17 protein-coding genes are annotated in these 17,393 nt (G+C 55.6%); 14 read left to right on the top strand and 3 right to left on the bottom strand.

From position 1 onward, the window contains the following. Window positions 1-10: 10 nt before the first annotated feature. Entirely contained in the window at window positions 11-1,921 is a 1,911-nt protein-coding gene (gene speA, locus AC4IE8_RS10805; RefSeq protein ID WP_490790991.1) for a biosynthetic arginine decarboxylase, read from the bottom strand. Next, a complete protein-coding gene (gene speB / locus AC4IE8_RS10800) occupies window positions 1,914-2,822 on the bottom strand; it encodes an agmatinase (RefSeq protein WP_068995748.1) in 909 nt (302 codons plus the stop codon). Before speB ends, speA begins: the two co-directional genes overlap by 8 nt. 555 nt (window positions 2,823-3,377) lie before the next feature. Here speB and AC4IE8_RS10795 point away from each other — a divergent pair. The 14 genes from AC4IE8_RS10795 (at window position 3,378) to AC4IE8_RS10730 (ending at window position 15,666) form a co-directional block, all read left to right on the top strand. Next, window positions 3,378-3,641 carry a phosphopantetheine-binding protein gene (locus tag AC4IE8_RS10795; protein ID WP_068995747.1) on the top strand — a complete coding sequence of 88 codons (264 nt, stop codon included), beginning with the start codon at window positions 3,378-3,380 and terminating at the stop codon, window positions 3,639-3,641. 2 nt (window positions 3,642-3,643) lie between these two features. Then, window positions 3,644-3,952, top strand: a complete 309-nt coding sequence (locus AC4IE8_RS10790) for an ApeI family dehydratase (RefSeq protein ID WP_068995746.1) — start codon at window positions 3,644-3,646, stop codon at window positions 3,950-3,952. Further along, the gene (locus AC4IE8_RS10785; RefSeq protein WP_068995745.1) at window positions 3,949-4,854 is read left to right on the top strand and encodes a lysophospholipid acyltransferase family protein; all 906 of its coding nucleotides are present in this window, start codon (window positions 3,949-3,951) and stop codon (window positions 4,852-4,854) included. The genes AC4IE8_RS10790 and AC4IE8_RS10785 overlap by 4 nt, the downstream gene beginning before the upstream one ends. Continuing rightward, window positions 4,841-5,434, top strand: a complete 594-nt coding sequence (locus AC4IE8_RS10780) for an outer membrane lipoprotein carrier protein LolA (protein WP_068995744.1) — start codon at window positions 4,841-4,843, stop codon at window positions 5,432-5,434. Before AC4IE8_RS10785 ends, AC4IE8_RS10780 begins: the two co-directional genes overlap by 14 nt. 46 nt (window positions 5,435-5,480) lie before the next feature. Next, window positions 5,481-7,787 carry an MMPL family transporter gene (locus AC4IE8_RS10775; RefSeq protein WP_490790990.1) on the top strand — a complete coding sequence of 769 codons (2,307 nt, stop codon included), beginning with the start codon at window positions 5,481-5,483 and terminating at the stop codon, window positions 7,785-7,787. Window positions 7,788-7,856: 69 nt separating this feature from the next. Continuing rightward, entirely contained in the window at window positions 7,857-8,522 is a 666-nt protein-coding gene (locus AC4IE8_RS10770; protein WP_068995742.1) for a COG4648 family protein, read from the top strand. Next, entirely contained in the window at window positions 8,504-9,856 is a 1,353-nt protein-coding gene (locus AC4IE8_RS10765) for an AMP-binding protein (protein ID WP_490790989.1), read from the top strand. Before AC4IE8_RS10770 ends, AC4IE8_RS10765 begins: the two co-directional genes overlap by 19 nt. Window positions 9,857-10,250: 394 nt before the next feature. Then, window positions 10,251-11,432: a beta-ketoacyl-[acyl-carrier-protein] synthase family protein gene (locus AC4IE8_RS10760; protein ID WP_068995739.1), complete on the top strand. Its 1,182-nt coding sequence runs from the start codon at window positions 10,251-10,253 to the stop codon at window positions 11,430-11,432. Further along, on the top strand, window positions 11,429-12,217 hold the full coding sequence (locus tag AC4IE8_RS10755) for a beta-ketoacyl synthase chain length factor (RefSeq protein WP_490790988.1): 789 nt from the start codon (window positions 11,429-11,431) through the stop codon (window positions 12,215-12,217). The genes AC4IE8_RS10760 and AC4IE8_RS10755 overlap by 4 nt, the downstream gene beginning before the upstream one ends. Continuing rightward, window positions 12,211-12,663 (top strand): hotdog family protein, encoded by a 453-nt coding sequence (locus AC4IE8_RS10750; RefSeq protein WP_490790987.1) that lies wholly within the window; start codon window positions 12,211-12,213, stop codon window positions 12,661-12,663. Before AC4IE8_RS10755 ends, AC4IE8_RS10750 begins: the two co-directional genes overlap by 7 nt. Then, window positions 12,660-13,379 carry a 3-oxoacyl-ACP reductase FabG gene (gene fabG, locus AC4IE8_RS10745; RefSeq protein WP_490790986.1) on the top strand — a complete coding sequence of 240 codons (720 nt, stop codon included), beginning with the start codon at window positions 12,660-12,662 and terminating at the stop codon, window positions 13,377-13,379. Before AC4IE8_RS10750 ends, fabG begins: the two co-directional genes overlap by 4 nt. A gap of 15 nt (window positions 13,380-13,394) precedes the next feature. After that, entirely contained in the window at window positions 13,395-14,144 is a 750-nt protein-coding gene (locus AC4IE8_RS10740; RefSeq protein WP_490790985.1) for a glycosyltransferase family 2 protein, read from the top strand. Window positions 14,145-14,258: 114 nt separating this feature from the next. Next, window positions 14,259-14,657, top strand: a complete 399-nt coding sequence (locus tag AC4IE8_RS10735) for a hypothetical protein (RefSeq protein ID WP_068995735.1) — start codon at window positions 14,259-14,261, stop codon at window positions 14,655-14,657. A 337-nt stretch (window positions 14,658-14,994) separates the two neighbouring features. Next, window positions 14,995-15,666 carry a YdcF family protein gene (locus tag AC4IE8_RS10730; protein ID WP_068995734.1) on the top strand — a complete coding sequence of 224 codons (672 nt, stop codon included), beginning with the start codon at window positions 14,995-14,997 and terminating at the stop codon, window positions 15,664-15,666. A 135-nt stretch (window positions 15,667-15,801) separates the two neighbouring features. Here the strand turns inward: AC4IE8_RS10730 and AC4IE8_RS10725 are convergent, their stop codons facing one another. Further along, complete coding sequence (locus AC4IE8_RS10725; protein ID WP_490790984.1) at window positions 15,802-17,040, bottom strand: NAD(P)/FAD-dependent oxidoreductase; 1,239 nt, start codon at window positions 17,038-17,040, stop codon at window positions 15,802-15,804. Between the last annotated feature and the right edge of the window lie 353 nt (window positions 17,041-17,393).

Below are 17,393 nucleotides of genomic sequence, written 5' to 3'. Positions count from 1 at the left end.
TCACCCTGGATCAAACCGCCCCGGGGGATTCATCCTCCAGGTAGGTATAGCCCTGCAGCCCCTCCTGATAGCAGCGTAGAAAACGATTCGCCTCTCGGGCCGAGATGCGCCCCTGCAGGCGAGCCTCCTGGAGTTGACGGCGCATTCGGTCGAGCAGCACTTTTTCATGGAACTGAACATAGTCGAGCACTTCCGCCACCGACTCTCCCGCCACCACCTGCTCCAGCTCATAGTGGTCCCCATCCATGCGGACATGTACCGCATGGGTGTCGCCGAACAGGTTGTGCAGATCGCCCAGGATCTCCTGGTAGGCGCCGGTGAGGAAGATCCCCAGCAGATACGACTCGCCCGACCGCTCGGTGTGTAGCGGCAAGGTTGGGGATATGCCGTTCTGCAGCGGAAAATCCTCAATCTTGCCATCGGAATCACAGGTGATGTCCACCAGTATGGCCTGGCGGTCGGGCTCTTCGTTGAGCCGGTGGATCGGCATCACCGGAAACACCTGGTTGATTGCCCAGCTGTCCGGCAGGGATTGAAACACGGAGAAATTGCAGAAATAGCGATCGGCCATCTTCGAGTTCAATCCGGGTTCCAGTTGACTCAGCTCCGACTCATCCATCGCTGTCATAATTTTGCTGATGATGCGCCAATAAAGATCGTCCGCATGGGCCCGATCCGAGAGCGTGGCATGGCCCAGGACGAACAGCTTGTTGATGTCTTCCCGATAGGCGGTCACATCGTGCAGCGCCTCCCGCGCCTGCAGCGCATCGAATTCGGACAGGGTATCCCACAGCTGACGGAGCTGAACCGGGCTATCTGCATCAGGCTCTTTCGGCGCCGTGTCGTTGATGCGCCGGGTGATGTCGACCACGTCAACAATCATCACCGCATGATGGGCCACCAGGGCACGCCCCGACTCGGAGATGATATGGGGATGGGGCAGCCCTGACTCATCACAGACGTTTTTCAGCGCCATCACCACATCGTTGGCATACTCCTGCAGGCTGTAGTCAACCGAGGAGTTACTGCCGGAGATGTTGCCATCATAGTTGACGCCCAATCCACCCCCCACGTCCATGAACTCGATGCGCGCGCCTAACTGGTGCACTTCGACAAAGTAGCGGGCCGCCTCCTGCATCGCCTCCTTGATGTAGCGGATCTGCGGCACCTGGCTGCCGATATGGAAGTGCAGCAGCCGCAGGGAGTCGAGTTGATCGAGCTGTTTGAGTCGGCTGACCGCCTCCAGCAGCTCCCTTGGCGAGAGACCGAACTTGGAGTGGTCGCCACCGGAGTCGTGCCACAAGCCGTTGCTGGCTGTCGCCATCCGGCAACGCAGTCCGATCAACGGCTCCACCTCGAAGCGGGCTGCCGCATCGAGAATCAGCTCAAGCTCATTGGGCTTCTCCACCACCACAAACACCCGCTTGCCCATCTTCAGGCCGATCATCGCCAGATCGACAAACTCCTGATCCTTGTAGCCGTTGCAGATGATCAGCCCTTCCACATCCTCGAGCATCGCCAGAGTGGCGTGCAGTTCCGGTTTGGAGCCGGCTTCCAGCCCCCAGTGGTAGTCCGCGCCGAACTCGACAACCTCCTCCACAACCTGTCGCTGCTGATTCACCTTGATGGGATAGACCCCATAGTATCGCCCGCTATACTCCGCCTGATTGATGGCGAGTTTGAAACGATTACTGATCTGATCCATACGCCGTTTCAACATATCCGAAAAGCGTAACAGCAACGGCGGCCTGAGCTGCTGTTCCGCCAGCTCTTCACAGAGTTTTTTCAGATCGATCCGGCGAACACCGTCGGTGATCGCCTCCGCATGGCCCTGATCGTTGATACTGAAAAAGCCATTCCCCCACTGGTTGAGCTGATAGAGCGCTTCCGCCTGTTGTTGATGCCAATGGTTACTACTCATCGACCACTCCAATCTGAGATCCCGTTTCAGGGTGTTGATTGAATCCTCTGGACATGCCCCAGAAGGAGATGCCTTTCTGCAGCAGTTTGGCCGCCAGCATATCCGAGACCCGGTTCGCTTCAGGCACCAGCTCGACGATATCCATGCCGGCCAGTTCAGCTGACTGGTTACTCAACAAGGTTTGCAGAATGGTCACCCCCTGGTGCCATCCCACCCCCCCTGGCTGTGGCGTACCGACTCCGGAGATCAGCCCCGGATCGAACCCATCCAGGTCGATGGTTAGCCAGACCGGGCCTTGTAGCGAAGCCAGTCGATTGAGCAGCGCCTGCCAGACCTCCGGCCGCAACAGCTGTCTGTCGAAATAGCTTGTGATCCGGCTCTCTCTGTCGATCAGCTCCGCTTCCCTCTCATGCAGCGAACGGAGTCCGATCTGCAACAGTGAGTAGCCCTTCTGCCAGAGCCGGTACATGGGACAGGCGTGGTTATAGACCGAGCCATGGTAACTGGGCCTCAGGTCCGCATGGGCGTCAATCTGAACGATGGTGCCCCCCTCAGGCATACGGGCATAGACCATCTCAGGTGTAATCGAATGCTCCCCCCCGAGTGCAATCAAGAGATTCTCCCGGGGCAGTGCCTGCACCGTTTGAAACAACTGTTGATGGAACTCTGTTTCCGTTGCCGCAACCAAAGATACCGATGGCAGCACCGTGGATTTGAGATGGCGGCTTGGACACCAGCCCGCATCCTCTTCATAAAACTCCAGTTGGCTGCTGGCATCGAGGATCGCTGCGGGTCCCTGGCCTGTACCTCCCTGATAGGTGACAGTCCGCTCGTAGGGAACCGGCAGAATAAGAATGTCGGCTGATTCAACAGGAGCGTTTGGCAGATCAAGATATTTCATGGCGCAGAGTGTGCCAGAAACAACGGGGCAGTGAATAGATCTTTACCGGGCAAGGGAGATAACCCGATAAGATCAGAGTATCAATAGAGGCTGAAAAGGCCTCACCCTGCCTAGGCAAATTCACTCGGTACTGAATTCCCAAGCAACCTCCGGTGATCTCTTTTTCTGTCACCCTGGCGCAGGCCGGGATCGAAGAAAAACGTCCTGATGGAATGAGGCGTTCGTGGGAATCAAAGACCGGCCTGAGGTTTCCGGCTCTTTAATGGATCATGCTGGCTCTCTGACAACAAGTGATGCACTGACAAGCTGACGGCACATGCACCGCTAGCGAGATACCGATCATCGCAGCAAAGGGCATGCAATCAGGGTCTACGCCTTGAGTCGGCACAAATTGTTCGACAACCTGTTGGTCTCAGACTGATTCAGAGTTTCCTTAAAGAATAGTGGTTGTATCCCGGGTTTTTTCGGTAAGATATAGAGATTCCGGGGACAGTTGCCGCAGGCAATCCTCCGACAATCACTGTTTTTTGCTAAATTCACTGGATAGACAAATAGATGGAAAGTGCATCACCTACCGAACTCGAAGTTGCTCAGCTGATTGTTGAGACCCTCAATCTGGAAGACGTCACTGCTGAAGAAATTGAATCTGACGCACCCCTGTTTAGAGACGGCCTCGGACTCGACTCGATTGACGCACTGGAGCTTTCATTAGGTATCAAACAGAAATTCGGCATTCAATTAAAAGCTGACGACGAGAATCTCACCGAGATCTTCTCTTCCCTATCCAAATTGACTCAGTACATCGTGGATAATCGCTGACTGTGTGGCGCGAAACAGCAGACCCCTTTGCCAAAGATCATCCCTGTCTGGCTGGCCATTTCCCAGACAATCCCATCGTACCGGGAACTTTGATCCTGGACCGGGTGATCGAGCTGCTTGAACACCATTTACCCGAGATCAGCATCAATGAAATCATCACCGCCAAATTCATGCAGCCGCTGCTGCCTGAACAGGGCTTTGAGCTACGCGCTGAAATGAAACCCGGCCAGATCAGCTTCGAGTGTGCAGTCGATGATCAAATCATAACAGCCGGCAAGCTGGCCTATATTGAGAGTGGATCAAATCCTTGAGCAGACGATGGCAGGGGCAGGTTGAACGGGGTACCACAGGTGCGCTCCATCTGATTCTCTGGATTGCCTTGAATCTTGGGAGATTCACCGCTCGCCTGATACTCTACCCGATCACCCTCTACTTCCTGATCACCGGATCCAACCAGCGGCGTGCCTCGACCGATTATCTCAATCTTACCCTCGACCGCCCCGCCAACCTGCTCGATAACGCCAAACACATACACACCTTCTCGGCCACCATCCTCGACCGGGTATTCCTGATGGCGGATCGCTATGACTACTTCGATCTGGAGATCCACAACCATAAGCTGATCGCCCAACATCTCGATGCCAATCAGGGCTGCATTCTGCTCGGTTCCCATCTGGGCAGTTTTGAGATTCTTCGCGCCACGGCGATCACAAAACGGGAACTGCCGCTGAAGATCCTCATGTATCCTCAACACAACGAGATGATGATGCAGGTCTTCTCCGAGCTGAACCCATCGCTCGTCGACAGCATCATCGAGCTGGGCCGACCAGACACCCTGATTAAAGCCCAGGAGGTGGTCGATCAGGGCGGCATCCTCGGTCTGCTGGGTGACCGCGTCACCGATACCAACAAAACCGTGCAGTGCCAGTTCCTCGGCCGGGACACCACCTTTCCCCAGGGCCCGATGCTGCTTGCCTCGATCATGAAGTGCCCGGTATTTCTCTTCTTCGGACTCTACCTGGGGGGAAACCGCTATCAGATCCGTATGGAGCATTTTACCGATCGGGTGGAGCTTGAGCGGGGACGTCGGGAGGAGATGTTGCAAACCTGGACCCAGCGCTATGCGGACAGGTTGGAGTTCCATGCCCGTCACGCGCCCTACAACTGGTTTAATTTCTACGACTTCTGGGGGCGCGACGATGCCTCTGAATAGGTCAGGGATCACCTTTCTGTCACTCGTTCTGCTGTTGTTCAGTCTGAGCTTACCGGCAGCGGCCGAAGAACCGCACTGGTCATTGGACTATCTGATGACTCAGTGGCAGGCGTCTGGCGAGCGGCAGGCCCGTTTCACCGAAACACGCCAACTGGCCCTGCTCGATCAACCGATCGAACAACAGGGCACCCTGCTGTTCCAGCCACCCGATCGATTGGTCAGAACCCTCGCACCACCGAGCCGCACCAAATATGAGATCGAGGGGAATCGGCTGACCCTGTGGCGGAATCAACAGCAACAGGTTGTGCTGCTGGACAACATCCCGGAACTGCTGGCTTTCAGCGCCTCCTTCCGCTCGGTATTGAGTGGTGATCGGGAGACACTCGAACGCTATTTCAACCCCGAACTGACTGGCAGCCGGGATGCCTGGCGCCTGAATCTGATCCCCAGAGCGGGGGCACTGGGCAACAAGATCACCCGTATCGAGATCACAGGAACAGACCTGCAGATCGAACGCTACCTGGTGATCGAGAGCAACGGTGATCAGATCATCACCCAGTTGATGCCCATCGGGGAATGAGTGTCGACTGGTCCTCTGCAAGCCCCACCGATAGCATGAACCGACAATGACCATCCGAATACACACCCTGCTGGCCTGGCTTGCCGCACTGGCACTCTGCAGTTGGTGGGTGTTCAGTCAGGTCTCCTTGCGTACCGATATGAGCCTGTTTCTGCCGGAGGGCACAGCCCCGGACCAGCAGATACTGCTGAATGAAATCAATCAGGGCCCGGCCAACCGACTGCTATTGCTGGCGATCACTCAAGGCGATGCGATATCCCGCGCCGATCTCAGTCAACAATTGACAGCCCGTCTACGCACCAGCCCCCTGCTCAGCCGGGTTGAAAACGGCGCTCCCGGGGCGTTGCAGATCGATCCGCTGCTTTTCAAATACCGCTACCTGATCTCACCCGGGGTCGGGGCTTCAGCATTCAGCGCGGAGCGTCTCAATACAGCGCTGAAGCAGCGTCTGGAGGAGTTGAAAGCCCCCTTCCCCTCCCCATTCAAGGATCTTCTGGCAGCCGATCCCATGGGCAGTTACCAGGCCATGCTGCGCAGTTGGCTGGCCGAACAGAGCATCCACCGGGAACAGGGTGTGTGGCAGTCGAAGCAGGGGGAGATGGCCCTGCTGCTGGTACAGACCCGGGCCGGAGGACTCGAACTCGATGAGCAGCAGGCGGTTCTCACCTATCTGCGGGATGAGTTTGCCCGTCTCGATCAAGATGCCAAACATCACTTGATCATCAGCGGCCCTGGCGTTTTCGGCGTGCAATCCCGGGCTGTCATCCACTATGAGACCCAGACGCTCAGCATGGTCGCCTCGGCACTGATCGCTCTGCTGTTGTTCAGTGCCTACCGGTTTCTCCCCTATCTGCTGTTTGCCGCCCTGCCACTACTGAGTGCCCTGCTGGCCGGCGCCATCGTCTGTCAGCTTGCGTTTGGTGAGTTGCATGGCATCACCCTGGCATTCGGCATCACCTTGCTCGGGGTGACACTGGACTACCCGATCCATCTGTTCAGCCATCTTCGTCACTCCGAGCCGGTAGACAGCACCATGCTGTCGATCTGGCGAACCCTGCGCCTGGGGGTCATCACCACCTGCATCGCCTATCTGGTGCTGTTGACCACCGATTTCGTTGGGCTGCGTCAACTGGGCCTGTTTACCCTGACCGGTCTGCTGACGGCCGCATTGACCAGCCGCCTGCTGCTGCCGAGAGTCTTTCCCCAACCCTTCTCACCGCCTCAGCCAAGAGGCATGACGCTGCTCAGTGTGATGCTCAAAAGGAAGATCTGGCCCTCACTGGTGATGCTTGCATTGGCGGTGATCAGCCTGACCACTCTGCTGCTCTCCTCGAAGCCGCTCTGGCAGGATGATATTGCCACCTTCTCCCCGCTGCCCAAGGCATTGCTGGAGCAGGATCGGCAGCTTCGCCAACATTTCAGCACCAGCGATCCCAGCCACCTGTTGCTGATCCAAGCGGAGGATCCACAACAGCTGCTGCAGCACAGTGAAGCGCTACGCCAGCATCTGCAACAGGATCCGGCAGGCGCTTCGTTGATCGACATCTCACTCCCCAGTGATTATCTCCCCAGTGAACAGCAACAGAGTGCCAGGCAACAATCATTGCCCGATCGGCAGGGGCTCTCGGACAATCTGCAACAGGCCATGCAGGGACTGCCGTTTCGCGAGGCTGCTTTTGATCCGTTTATCGCAGCGATCGAACAGAGCCGCAGCCTGCCTCCCCTCAGCTATGCGGAGGCCATGTCGAGCGGGTTGAAAACCCGCCTGGAGAGCATGATCCGCGAGGGTCAATCGGCCTGGTTCGCTCTGATCCCCCTGCAAACTGTTGCCGATCCCGAGCAGATTAAGATCTATGTTGAGGCAAACCTTCCTGAGGTGAGTTATCTGAACCTGAAGCAGGAGGTGAGTGGCCTGGTGGGGGATTTCAGACTGCAGATCCTGCAGCGGGTGGCCCTCGGCAGTGGTCTGATGCTGATCCTGTTGTGGATTGGCCTGGGCTCGTTGAAACGGGCGCTGACCACCCTGATACCCATCGGCCTGGCTATTCTGGCCAGTGTGGGTGTGTTACATTTGATGGGTGAAGCCCTGAACCTGTTTCATCTGATCTCACTGATGCTGGTACTGGGCATCGGTCTGGATTACAGCCTGTTTTTCGGCCGTCGCGAACAGCAGCAGGGTGATGCACTGCTAACCCTGCATGCCCTGAGCGTTTGCGCCCTGAGTACCGCAGGTGTGTTTGCGATCCTTGCCAGTTCTTCGATTCCCGTGTTACACGCAATCGGCCTGACAGTCGCCATCGGCGTTGTAATGAGCTATCTTGCCACTTACGCCTTGTCCCGAATGAATTCATAGAGTTAAAGGACCAAGCTCAGGTTTTGACTAAATCGTGTCATAGACCTGGTGCTGAGCTACGAAATAATAATGAACGGAGTCCAACACGAAGTTAACGACCCACTGCGGCGACTTGCTCACATCGGCTTGCTGCTGCTCGCCCTCGCCTATCCTCTGGTGCTCCATTTCGGCGTCGTCAGTGACAGCCTGACCGCACCCAGCCTGATCCTGATGTTGCTGCTAGCGAACTGGGGTGGACTTGAGCTGATCAAAGGCCGGCTGATCGGCTGGCTGATCATTGCCATCGCCCTGTTTGGCATTGCCTGGTTGATCTTCATGAAGCCGGATACGATTCAGCTTTTGAAATTGCCGCCGATAGCAATCAACGGTAGCCTGTTTACACTGTTTACCATGACCCTGCTGCCTGGACAGACGCCATTGATCACCCGCTTTGCGGAGCTGATGCACAAAGATGAGCGGGATTTGAACGATTACGAACGCCTCTACACCCGGCGGGTCACCCTGTTCTGGTCGTGCATGTTTGCGTTTTTGACGATTGAGAGCGCCCTTCTGGCACATTATGCTGACACAGAAACCTGGTCACTTTTCACGAACTTTGTAAACTATCTAATTGTTATTGCGGGATTACTCATCGAATATCGTATCAGGGAGCGCAAACTGCCCCATCTTGAGCATCCCGGTTTTCTGAATTTCGTTCGACTGGTCCGGAGAATTGAATGGCGCAGCCTGCTTTAAACAGCCCAATTCACTGCAGTATGCTGGTGCACCATCCACAGCAGCTCGCCGCCTGGCACCGTGGGGCCGGTATCTCGGCCGCCCAGTTTTATCAGGATGTGGCCAAGCTGGCAGCCCAGCTACCTGAAGCCGGACAGGTGGTAAATCTGTGTGAAGACCGCTATCACTTCGCCGTCAGCTTTGCCGCCGCGATTGTGCGCCAGCAGGTTACTCTGATGCCCTCCAACAATACGCCGGGCGCGGTGAACAGTCTGTTGAACAAGAGCCGTGACGGTTATTGCCTGACCGATCAGTTGCAGCAGGGAATCCAAGCCCGGCAGCTACTCTACACAGAACTGCTGGATGCCGAGAACAGCGATTCAATAGCGCTGCCGGAACAGATCGAAGCGGATCGTCAGGTTGCCATCCTCTATACCTCAGGCTCCACCGGTACACCCAAACCCAACCCCAAGAGCTGGGGAGAGCTGAAGGCGGAAGCCGAAAGTGCATTGCAGCGTTTTCCGTTCCTCTCCCGTTCCGTCTCATCACTGGTGGCAACGGTACCTGCCCAACACATGTATGGACTGGCCACATCGATATTTTTCCCCTGGCAAGGGGGTATCGCGGTACATACCGGACGACCGCTGTTTCCGGCGGACATCGCGGCCGATCTGGCACTCACTTCAGCGCCGAGGGTTCTGATCAGCACACCACTCCATCTGCGGGCCTGCCTGGACGCCGGTATCAGCTGGCCGGAGATCTCCTTCATCATCTCAGCCACGGCGCCGCTCAGCAGAGAGCTCGCCGCCGAGGCGGAGCAGCAACTGCAAACCGAGATCTATGAGATCTACGGTTCCACCGAAACCGGCTCGATCGCCAGCCGGCACACCCTCAAGGATGAGTGCTGGACCCTCTATGATGGCATCGAAATGGAACAGCAGGGCAACCAGACCTATGCCAGTGGGGGACATCTCCCGCACCCGGTAGTGCTCAACGACAATATCGAGATCCTCACCAGTGGTCGCTTCAGACTGCTGGGGCGCAATAACGATATGCTGAAGATCGCCGGCAAACGGGCCTCGCTCGGCGACCTGAACCAGAAGCTGCTGGCCATACCCGGAGTGATCGATGGGGTCTTCGTCCCTCCTGAGAATCCAAACAATGAGAAACAGCGGCTGAGCGCGCTGGTGGTGGCCCCATCACTCAGCAAGCAGGAAGTGCTCCATCAGCTTGCTCAATCGATCGATGCGGCATTTCTCCCCAGACCACTCCATTTCGTGACGTCACTGCCGAGAAACTCCACCGGAAAACTGCCGCGAGAACAATTGATCGATTTCCTGAAAGCGATCAAATAAATCTTTAAACTGGGTACCTGTTTCTATAACTTCATTTAACAACTGACTCTAAGACCACGGATTACAAGGCTATATTTGTTAGTTACAGGATGTATATAACATTGTCATATTTTGCCACGGCTCGCATAATAGCCAGCTTCGACTTAAGGCATCAGAACAAAGTAATATGAAAGTACCGATTCAGCCTATTCCGGTGGAGCCTGGTGTGCCCGATAATGGGCCATAGGCGGTTTGAGGAGGACAGCTTGGTCGACGTGGAAAAATCACAATGCATAATGGATCTGCAGCTGCTGATGTTTCAGATTTGGCCATACGCTGGAACATTTCAATGGCGCCGGTTTGCAGGCGAACAGACGACAAAGATAAACGAAAAAGATAGATTACAGGCTCTATAATGACCCCCTTATCGATAACCCACTATACCCTGACCAATGCACTCGGGTGTGGCAAACCGGCCTCCCTGGAGGCACTGCGCACGGGCAAGAGCGGTCTGCAGCCCTGCAACCTGGAGAATGTGGACCTCTCCACCTGGATCGGACGGGTCTCCGGACTGGAGGATATGCCACTGCAGGATAGCGTGTCGGACTACGATTGCCGCAACAATCGTCTGGCGCAGCTGGCCCTGCAGCAGGACGACTTCCTGCCGGCGGTCAAACAGGCGGTGGAGCGCTACGGCGCGGATCGTATCGGCGTCTTCATAGGCACCAGCACCTCTGGCATCGCCACCACTGAAACGGCCTATCGGACACGTGTCAATGACGCTTTACCGGCAGAGTACACACCTCAATATACCCATAACATCGCCTCATCGAGCCACTTCATACGTGACTACCTGGGCCTGAATGGCGCGGCGATCACCATCTCCACAGCCTGCTCTTCCAGCGCCAAGGTGTTTGCTGCTGCCTACCGCTATATCACTGCCGGAGTCTGTGATGCGGCGATTGTCGGCGGTGTCGATTCCCTCTGCCTGACCACCCTCTACGGCTTCAATGCACTCGATCTGGTCTCGGCCGAACCTTGCCGCCCCTGGGATGGGCAGCGTAATGGCATCAACATCGGTGAGGGTGCGGGTTTCGCTCTTCTGGAAAAACCACAGGATGACGATTCATGCCCGTCTCTGATCGGCTATGGTGAAAGTTCGGATGCTCATCACATGTCAACGCCCCATCCGCAAGGTGCCGGGGCGCGCCACGCCATGCAACAGGCCCTCGAACGGGCCGGCCTCGAAATCGGCGATATCGACTACATCAATCTGCACGGTACCGCGACCCGAAGTAACGATGCTTCGGAGGATAGCGCCGTCTGCGGACTGTTCGGTAATCAGACCCCCTGCAGCTCCACCAAGGGGTTCACCGGCCATACCCTGGGGGCAGCTGGAATCACCGAGTCTATTTTCGCTCTGCTCTGTCTGCAGGATGGTCTGTTGCCCCAGAGTCTGCAAACCAGACAACAGGACGAAACCCTGGGGGCGAACATTCTGCTCAATTCGGAGCAGCGTCAGTTACGCCATGTTCTGAGCAACTCATTTGGTTTCGGTGGCAATAACTGCAGCTTGATTTTCGGAGCGGCTACATGATTTCCGTAACCATCAAGAAGATTGGCGTTGTAGCCCAGGGCATCGGCAACTGGCAGGAGGCAACTGCGCTGCTGCAGAGTGAGGCAGACTATCAGGGTGGCGAACTGCCCCCGCTGAAACCCTCGATGCTGAAACCCAACGAGCGTCGCCGTACCACGCGAACCATCAAGATCGCCCTGCAGGCGGCTGAAGAGGCCCTACAGGATCTCACCGACACAGAGATGCTGGCTTCGGTTTTCAGCTCTTCAGAGGGTGACCTGGATATCATCGATCAGATCTGTCTTGCCCTGACTGAGGAGGGACGTCCGGTATCTCCGACCCAGTTTCACAACTCGGTGCATAATGCACCGGCGGGTTACTGGTCGATCGGCGCGGGCTCCCGACAGGGATCGTCGAGTCTTGGCGGTTTGAACGGCAGCTTTGCGGCCGGTCTGATGGAGGCCGCTGTACAAGCTGTGGTAGAGGGGGTGCCGGTATTGCTGGTCTGTTACGATCAACCACCGCCGGAACTGCTGCAACCCTTCATGCCCATCGGCGAACCCTTTGCCGTCGCCATGCTGCTGACGACAGAGAGCGACAGCGGTATTGCCAGACTCAACCTGAGCACGGTGCCGGATGGCACAGAGAGCAGGTTATCGAAACCGGCACTGGAAAAACTCCGACTTTCAGCTCCGTCAGCCCGCAGTCTGCCGATCCTGGAAGCGATTGCCCAGAGTCAGTCTGCAAAGTTCACCCTCCCCTACCTGCCAGGCTTGAATCTGCAATCGGAACTGCTGCCATGCTAGTGCGATCGCTTGAGGGCGAAGAACTCTACAACCTGCTTCCCCATGCGGGGGATATGCGGCTGATCGACAAGGTGGTCGATTGGGACGAAACCCGGATCCAATGCCAAACCTCAAGCCATCGCAACAGCAACCATCCCTTGCGCAGCAACGGGCAGCTGTCAGCGGTGCATGCCGCCGAGTATGGTGCTCAAACAATGGCCCTGCATGGCGGGCTGCTGGCCAGACAATCGGGAGAACAACAACCTGGTGGCTATCTGGTCAGTCTGCGTGGTGTGAAACTGCATATCCGCTATCTGGGTGAGCTCGATGCCCCACTCCAGATCCAGGCTACACAGCTGCTGGCCGACAGCGGCAACATGCTCTATGATTTCGTCCTCAAAACTGAATCCGTCCTGGTAGCGGAGGGAAGAGCCGCGGTGATCGTACATTCGGAGGAAAATCAGTGAAGCGAGCCTTGGTCACAGGGGGCAGCGGGGATATCGGTTCGGCAATCTGCCGACAGTTGAGTTCGCCTGAAACTCATGTCATCGTACATGCCAACAGCAATCCCGACCGAGCCGAGGCGGTGGTTGAATCGATTCATCAATCCGGCGGCAGCGCGGAGACCTGCGTCTTCGATATCCGGGACGGCGAGACGGCCCGCCAAACCCTGGAGAAGCTGCTCGAATCCGGCCCCATACAGACGCTCATTCACAATGCGGGGATTCATGACGACGCTCCCCTGGCAGGCATGCAGGCTGAACAGTGGCAACGGGTAATCGATGTCTCCCTCAGCGGTTTCTACAATGTCGCCCAACCCCTGTTATTGCCAATGCTGGCAACCCGCTGGGGAAGAGTGATTGCACTCTCCTCGATTGCCGGTGTGATGGGCAACCGGGGACAGGCAAACTATGCAGCCGCCAAGGCGGGACTGCATGGTGCGATCAAATCCCTGGCTTTGGAGTTGGCCTCTCGCGGAGTCACAGCTAATGCGGTTGCCCCGGGAATCATTGAAGGCAGCATGACATCATCCGCCTTCAATGCGGATGCCATCAAACAGATCGTTCCGATGAAACGGGCCGGCACCCCCGATGAGGTTGCAGCCCTGGTGGGCTTTCTGGCCTCTGATGAGGCGGCCTATATTTCTGGCCAGGTGATCTCAATCAATGGGGCAATGGCCTGACCAGGGCCTATCAAGATGCAAATCGCAGTCGTTATTCCAGTCTACAATGAATCCGCAACCATCCGGGATGTGGCCACGGCAGCCCTGCAGCAGACGGAAAATGTGATCATTGTCGATGACGGCTCTTCCGATGACAGCCAGAGTCAGCTCGAGGGTCTCAAGGTCCATCTGTTGAGGCATGAACAGAATCAGGGCAAAGCGACTGCGCTGCAGAGCGGCTTCGACCACGCAATCAAACTCAATGCGGAGATGATCATCACACTGGACGGGGATGGTCAACACAATCCGGCCGAGATTCCCCAGCTGATCAGTGCCGCCCAGGCCAATCCAAACAGCATTATCATTGCCGCTCGCTTGAAACAGCGCCACAATGCCCCGAAGCTGCGTCTGTTCGCCAACCGTTTTGCCGATTTCTGGGTCTCCTGGGCAGCCGGTTATCCGGTGACCGATTCCCAGTCGGGATTTCGTCTCTATCCCTTTGACTTACTTAGGGATGTACGCCTAAACACCTCAAAAGAAAAAGGCTTTGTTTTTGAAAGTGAAATTGTCATTGAAGCGGCAAGCCACAACTTTTATAGTGTATCGGTACCAGTCGAGTCGATCTATCATGTAGGTAGACGCCAAAGTCACTACAGACCCTGGACAGATACCTGGCGTATTGTACGAATGATTGCCTGGCGGTTGATCAAAAGAGGGTTATACCTCCAAGGGCTATTTCGCAGTCTCGGCATACTGGCTGATCCACGCAAACATGCAGCGCAGTAGAACGCATGGATTACAGCCCTAAAACAACCTGAACCCATGAATTCAGGTAGAGAACAGACACAAAGATTTTCTACTAACTTTTGCAATAAACCACTGTCGTAAGGGAGTCCCGATATGAAAAAAGTCTCTATAAAAAACCTGTTGTTCATTTCTCTGCTGGTATTCACCCTCGGTTTGATGGGCTGTCGAACCGAACCGATCTACAACGTAGAGGAATCTCCGGTCAACACCATTGGTAAAACCACTACCACCAATATCAAAAAGGCCATTATGTCTGCCGGCGCCGGTCTCGGATGGCGCATGAAAGAGGTGAAACCAGGTCATATCGTTGCTTCCATCATGAAGCGTGGCACGACAGCCACCGTCGATATTCCCTACAGCAAGAAGACCTACAGCATCGTCTACAAAACCAGTAACGGTCTGAAGTATGACGGTAGCAAAATCAACAAACAGTACAACAAATGGATCGTCAATCTGGATAACGCCATTCAACAACGCTTGATTGCGATGTAAGTTATCCCCTATCCCCGTGCAGCCTTCTGCACGGGGATGGATCCACATCCAAATAACACTTCACCCTCGGGCCTGTTAACACGAATCCAATAGGCCCTGTTGTGCCTGAAAAAGCGCCAATCAAGGCGCGAGGAGCGTAGTTTGGTGTTCCAAATGAGTGACGAGCAACGCCGAGTGGCGCATTTTCAGGCGCAACCCGAAGGGCTTAGGCTGTTTTTGCGCCCAGCGGCGTTATCATTCGCTCATGTAGTCGAGCTACACCACGCTCATTCTGCCTTGCTGGACACAAAAACAGTCCCAGCAGGGCCTATTGGATTCGTGTTAACAGGCCCTAGCCATGCAATTCGACCCTGAACGGGGCGCAATCGATTGGGATGGACTCTGGACCTTCGGCCTCTCCCTGATACTACTGATCGTCGGCATCGGTATCCCGTTACTGATCAGCCTGATCTATGTCTACCGCACCGCAAAATCTGCCCCCAATGAGTGCCATTGTGACAGCCTCCTGGTCTTCGGTAAGCGATTGACCAAACAGGGCATAGACCAGGATTACCACCTGCGACTGGAAAAAACTGCCGAACTGATGCTGAACAATCCATCTTCGACCCTGCTGTTGGTGGGAGGTGCCGCACCGGGCGAAGATGTCACTGAAGCCCAGGCTGGCCGCGACTATCTGATCGGCAAAGGTATCGAGGAATCACGCCTGCGTTTGGAGCAACAGTCCCAGAACACCCTGGAAAATCTGCAGCATGCCAGAACCATGCTGTCGCAGCAGGATGCCTATCCGGTGGCCTTGATCAGCAATCGCTATCATCTGGCCCGTATCAGTACCATCGCCACCAGCCTCAGCCTGAATCATCAACTCTGTGCCAGCGAAGCGGAACTCAGGTTCAGCCCGCTGCTACTACCCCGCATGATCATCGAAGGTTGGTATATTCTCTGGTTCAATACCGGCAAAAGCTGGTCCAGACTGATTCGTAGCGAGCGCATGCTCAACCGCGTCACATAACACCAGGAAGCCATTTCAAAAGTTGTGGCAGAAGATGCCATATCGCGGCTCGACCCGGGGGAACACCGTGTCGATTCGTGTCGTGTTTGTTGGATTTGTGCCCGGTATGCCGAGCGGCATACCGGGTGACTGAGTTCAGCCGTATTGGGCACAGGCCTTGGCGATCACCGTGACGGTTCGCTGATGATCCCGCACACAGGGATTGTCGTTATCCCAGACATATCCGGCGAGTACCGAACAGATCTGATCCTGCAGCTCGTCCGGTTTGACGGCACTGTAGAAGATGGTCGGTAGACGATCGTCATACCAGGCGGTAACAAAGGTCCTGAAGGTATTCACTCCCATCATCAGGTGATCCGCATAGTCTGTCTGCCAATCCACACGCTCGCCCTGGAGCTGACGGATCAGCGTCTTTGCCGCCCGGTTGGAGGATTCAAGTGCCAGGGTGACGCCGGATGAAAAGACCGGATCGAGGAATTCTGTGGCATTGCCCATTAATGCAAAGCCATTGCCGAATAGCTTTTTAGCGGATATGGAATAGCCGTTGATGCGCCGCACCGGAAAGGTAAACTCGGCATTTTTCAGGCGCTCTCTGGTGTTCTTGTTGTCATCGATGATGGCCCGCAGCTTCTCGTCCGGATCTTCGGGATAACGGGCCAGAAAGTCCGGCTTGGCGACCACGCCAACTGAGGTCTTGCCGTTTGAAAATGGGATGATCCACATCCAGGCATTGTCCGGATCGTCCAGGGAACAGATCCAGATCCGGCCCTCCCCTTCCCCTTCAGGGCGAAGGTCGCCGGTGACATGGGTAAAGTAGGACTCACGCAGCGGTAGCATGGAGTTCTCATCGAGATCCAGCAGACGGGGCAGTACCCGGCCATAGCCGCTGCCATCCAGAATAAACCGGGCCGTTACACTGGCCTGTTCACCCTGCTCATCCTCCAGCATCGTGGTGGAGCTGCCATCATCAGAAAAGTTCACGTCGGTGACACCGTGGCCCCAGAGCACCGGAACACCACGGGCTTCGACACTTTCGGCCAACACCTTATCAAAATCCTCACGAGGTACCTGATAGGTATACTTCCAGCCTTGGGTGAACTGTTGTGAGAACTGGAAGGTACAGGTCTCATCACCGCGTTTGAAAACCGCGCCATCCTTAACCATGAATTTCTGATCCTGAACAACTCCAAGCAGGTCAGCCTCTTCGAGCAGATCCATGCAGCGAGGCAAAAGGCTCTCACCGATCACAAACCGTGGAAACCGCTGCTTCTCAACCATCATGCAGTTGAATCCGGCTTTGTGAATCAGCGCGGCAGCCGTGGCACCGGCTGGCCCGGCGCCAATAATCAGTACATCTGTATCGTATGTCTTCATGATGTTCCTTCAGAGTGTTGACTCGATAAGTTTAGATAAGGTCGATGACGTCGATCAAATCAGCGCTTATCTCAAGCTGTAACGACCACATCCCAATAATCCTGCAATGTCATCCTTGATGGCTTGTTTTTAATTTCTTCCGGCTCAGTGCAGTGGCATCGAGCGATGTTACTTTACTTTGTTTATGAACAGCTTACCAGCATCTCGGGAGCGCATTACAGACTCTATTGATTTAGCTCATTTTGAACAAAGCGGTGGTTACTGAACAGCTTCAAAATATAGGACTACTTTGCCGGCCAGAGCACAATCAACAAGTAGATTTTTGCTGATATTTCAGCAACCTGCTGAGTTGA

The sequence above is a fragment of the Candidatus Thiodiazotropha sp. AKAK2 genome, from assembly GCF_058244685.1.
Note: the sequence above shows the minus strand (reverse complement) of the source record. Positions and strands in the feature narration are given on the sequence as shown.

Bases quoted from the DNA above. Each gene is read 5' to 3' on its own strand.
- speA (WP_490790991.1), bottom strand. From the start codon at position 1,921: ATGAGTAGTAACCATTGGCATCAACAACAGGCGGAAGCGCTCTATCAG.
- speB (WP_068995748.1), bottom strand. From the start codon at position 2,822: ATGAAATATCTTGATCTGCCAAACGCTCCTGTTGAATCAGCCGACATT.
- AC4IE8_RS10795 (WP_068995747.1), top strand. From the start codon at position 3,378: ATGGAAAGTGCATCACCTACCGAACTCGAAGTTGCTCAGCTGATTGTT.
- AC4IE8_RS10780 (WP_068995744.1), top strand. From the start codon at position 4,841: ATGCCTCTGAATAGGTCAGGGATCACCTTTCTGTCACTCGTTCTGCTG.
- AC4IE8_RS10775 (WP_490790990.1), top strand. From the start codon at position 5,481: ATGACCATCCGAATACACACCCTGCTGGCCTGGCTTGCCGCACTGGCA.
- AC4IE8_RS10770 (WP_068995742.1), top strand. From the start codon at position 7,857: ATGAACGGAGTCCAACACGAAGTTAACGACCCACTGCGGCGACTTGCT.
- AC4IE8_RS10765 (WP_490790989.1), top strand. From the start codon at position 8,504: ATGGCGCAGCCTGCTTTAAACAGCCCAATTCACTGCAGTATGCTGGTG.
- AC4IE8_RS10760 (WP_068995739.1), top strand. From the start codon at position 10,251: ATGACCCCCTTATCGATAACCCACTATACCCTGACCAATGCACTCGGG.
- AC4IE8_RS10755 (WP_490790988.1), top strand. From the start codon at position 11,429: ATGATTTCCGTAACCATCAAGAAGATTGGCGTTGTAGCCCAGGGCATC.
- AC4IE8_RS10750 (WP_490790987.1), top strand. From the start codon at position 12,211: ATGCTAGTGCGATCGCTTGAGGGCGAAGAACTCTACAACCTGCTTCCC.
- AC4IE8_RS10740 (WP_490790985.1), top strand. From the start codon at position 13,395: ATGCAAATCGCAGTCGTTATTCCAGTCTACAATGAATCCGCAACCATC.
- AC4IE8_RS10735 (WP_068995735.1), top strand. From the start codon at position 14,259: ATGAAAAAAGTCTCTATAAAAAACCTGTTGTTCATTTCTCTGCTGGTA.
- AC4IE8_RS10730 (WP_068995734.1), top strand. From the start codon at position 14,995: ATGCAATTCGACCCTGAACGGGGCGCAATCGATTGGGATGGACTCTGG.
- AC4IE8_RS10725 (WP_490790984.1), bottom strand. From the start codon at position 17,040: ATGAAGACATACGATACAGATGTACTGATTATTGGCGCCGGGCCAGCC.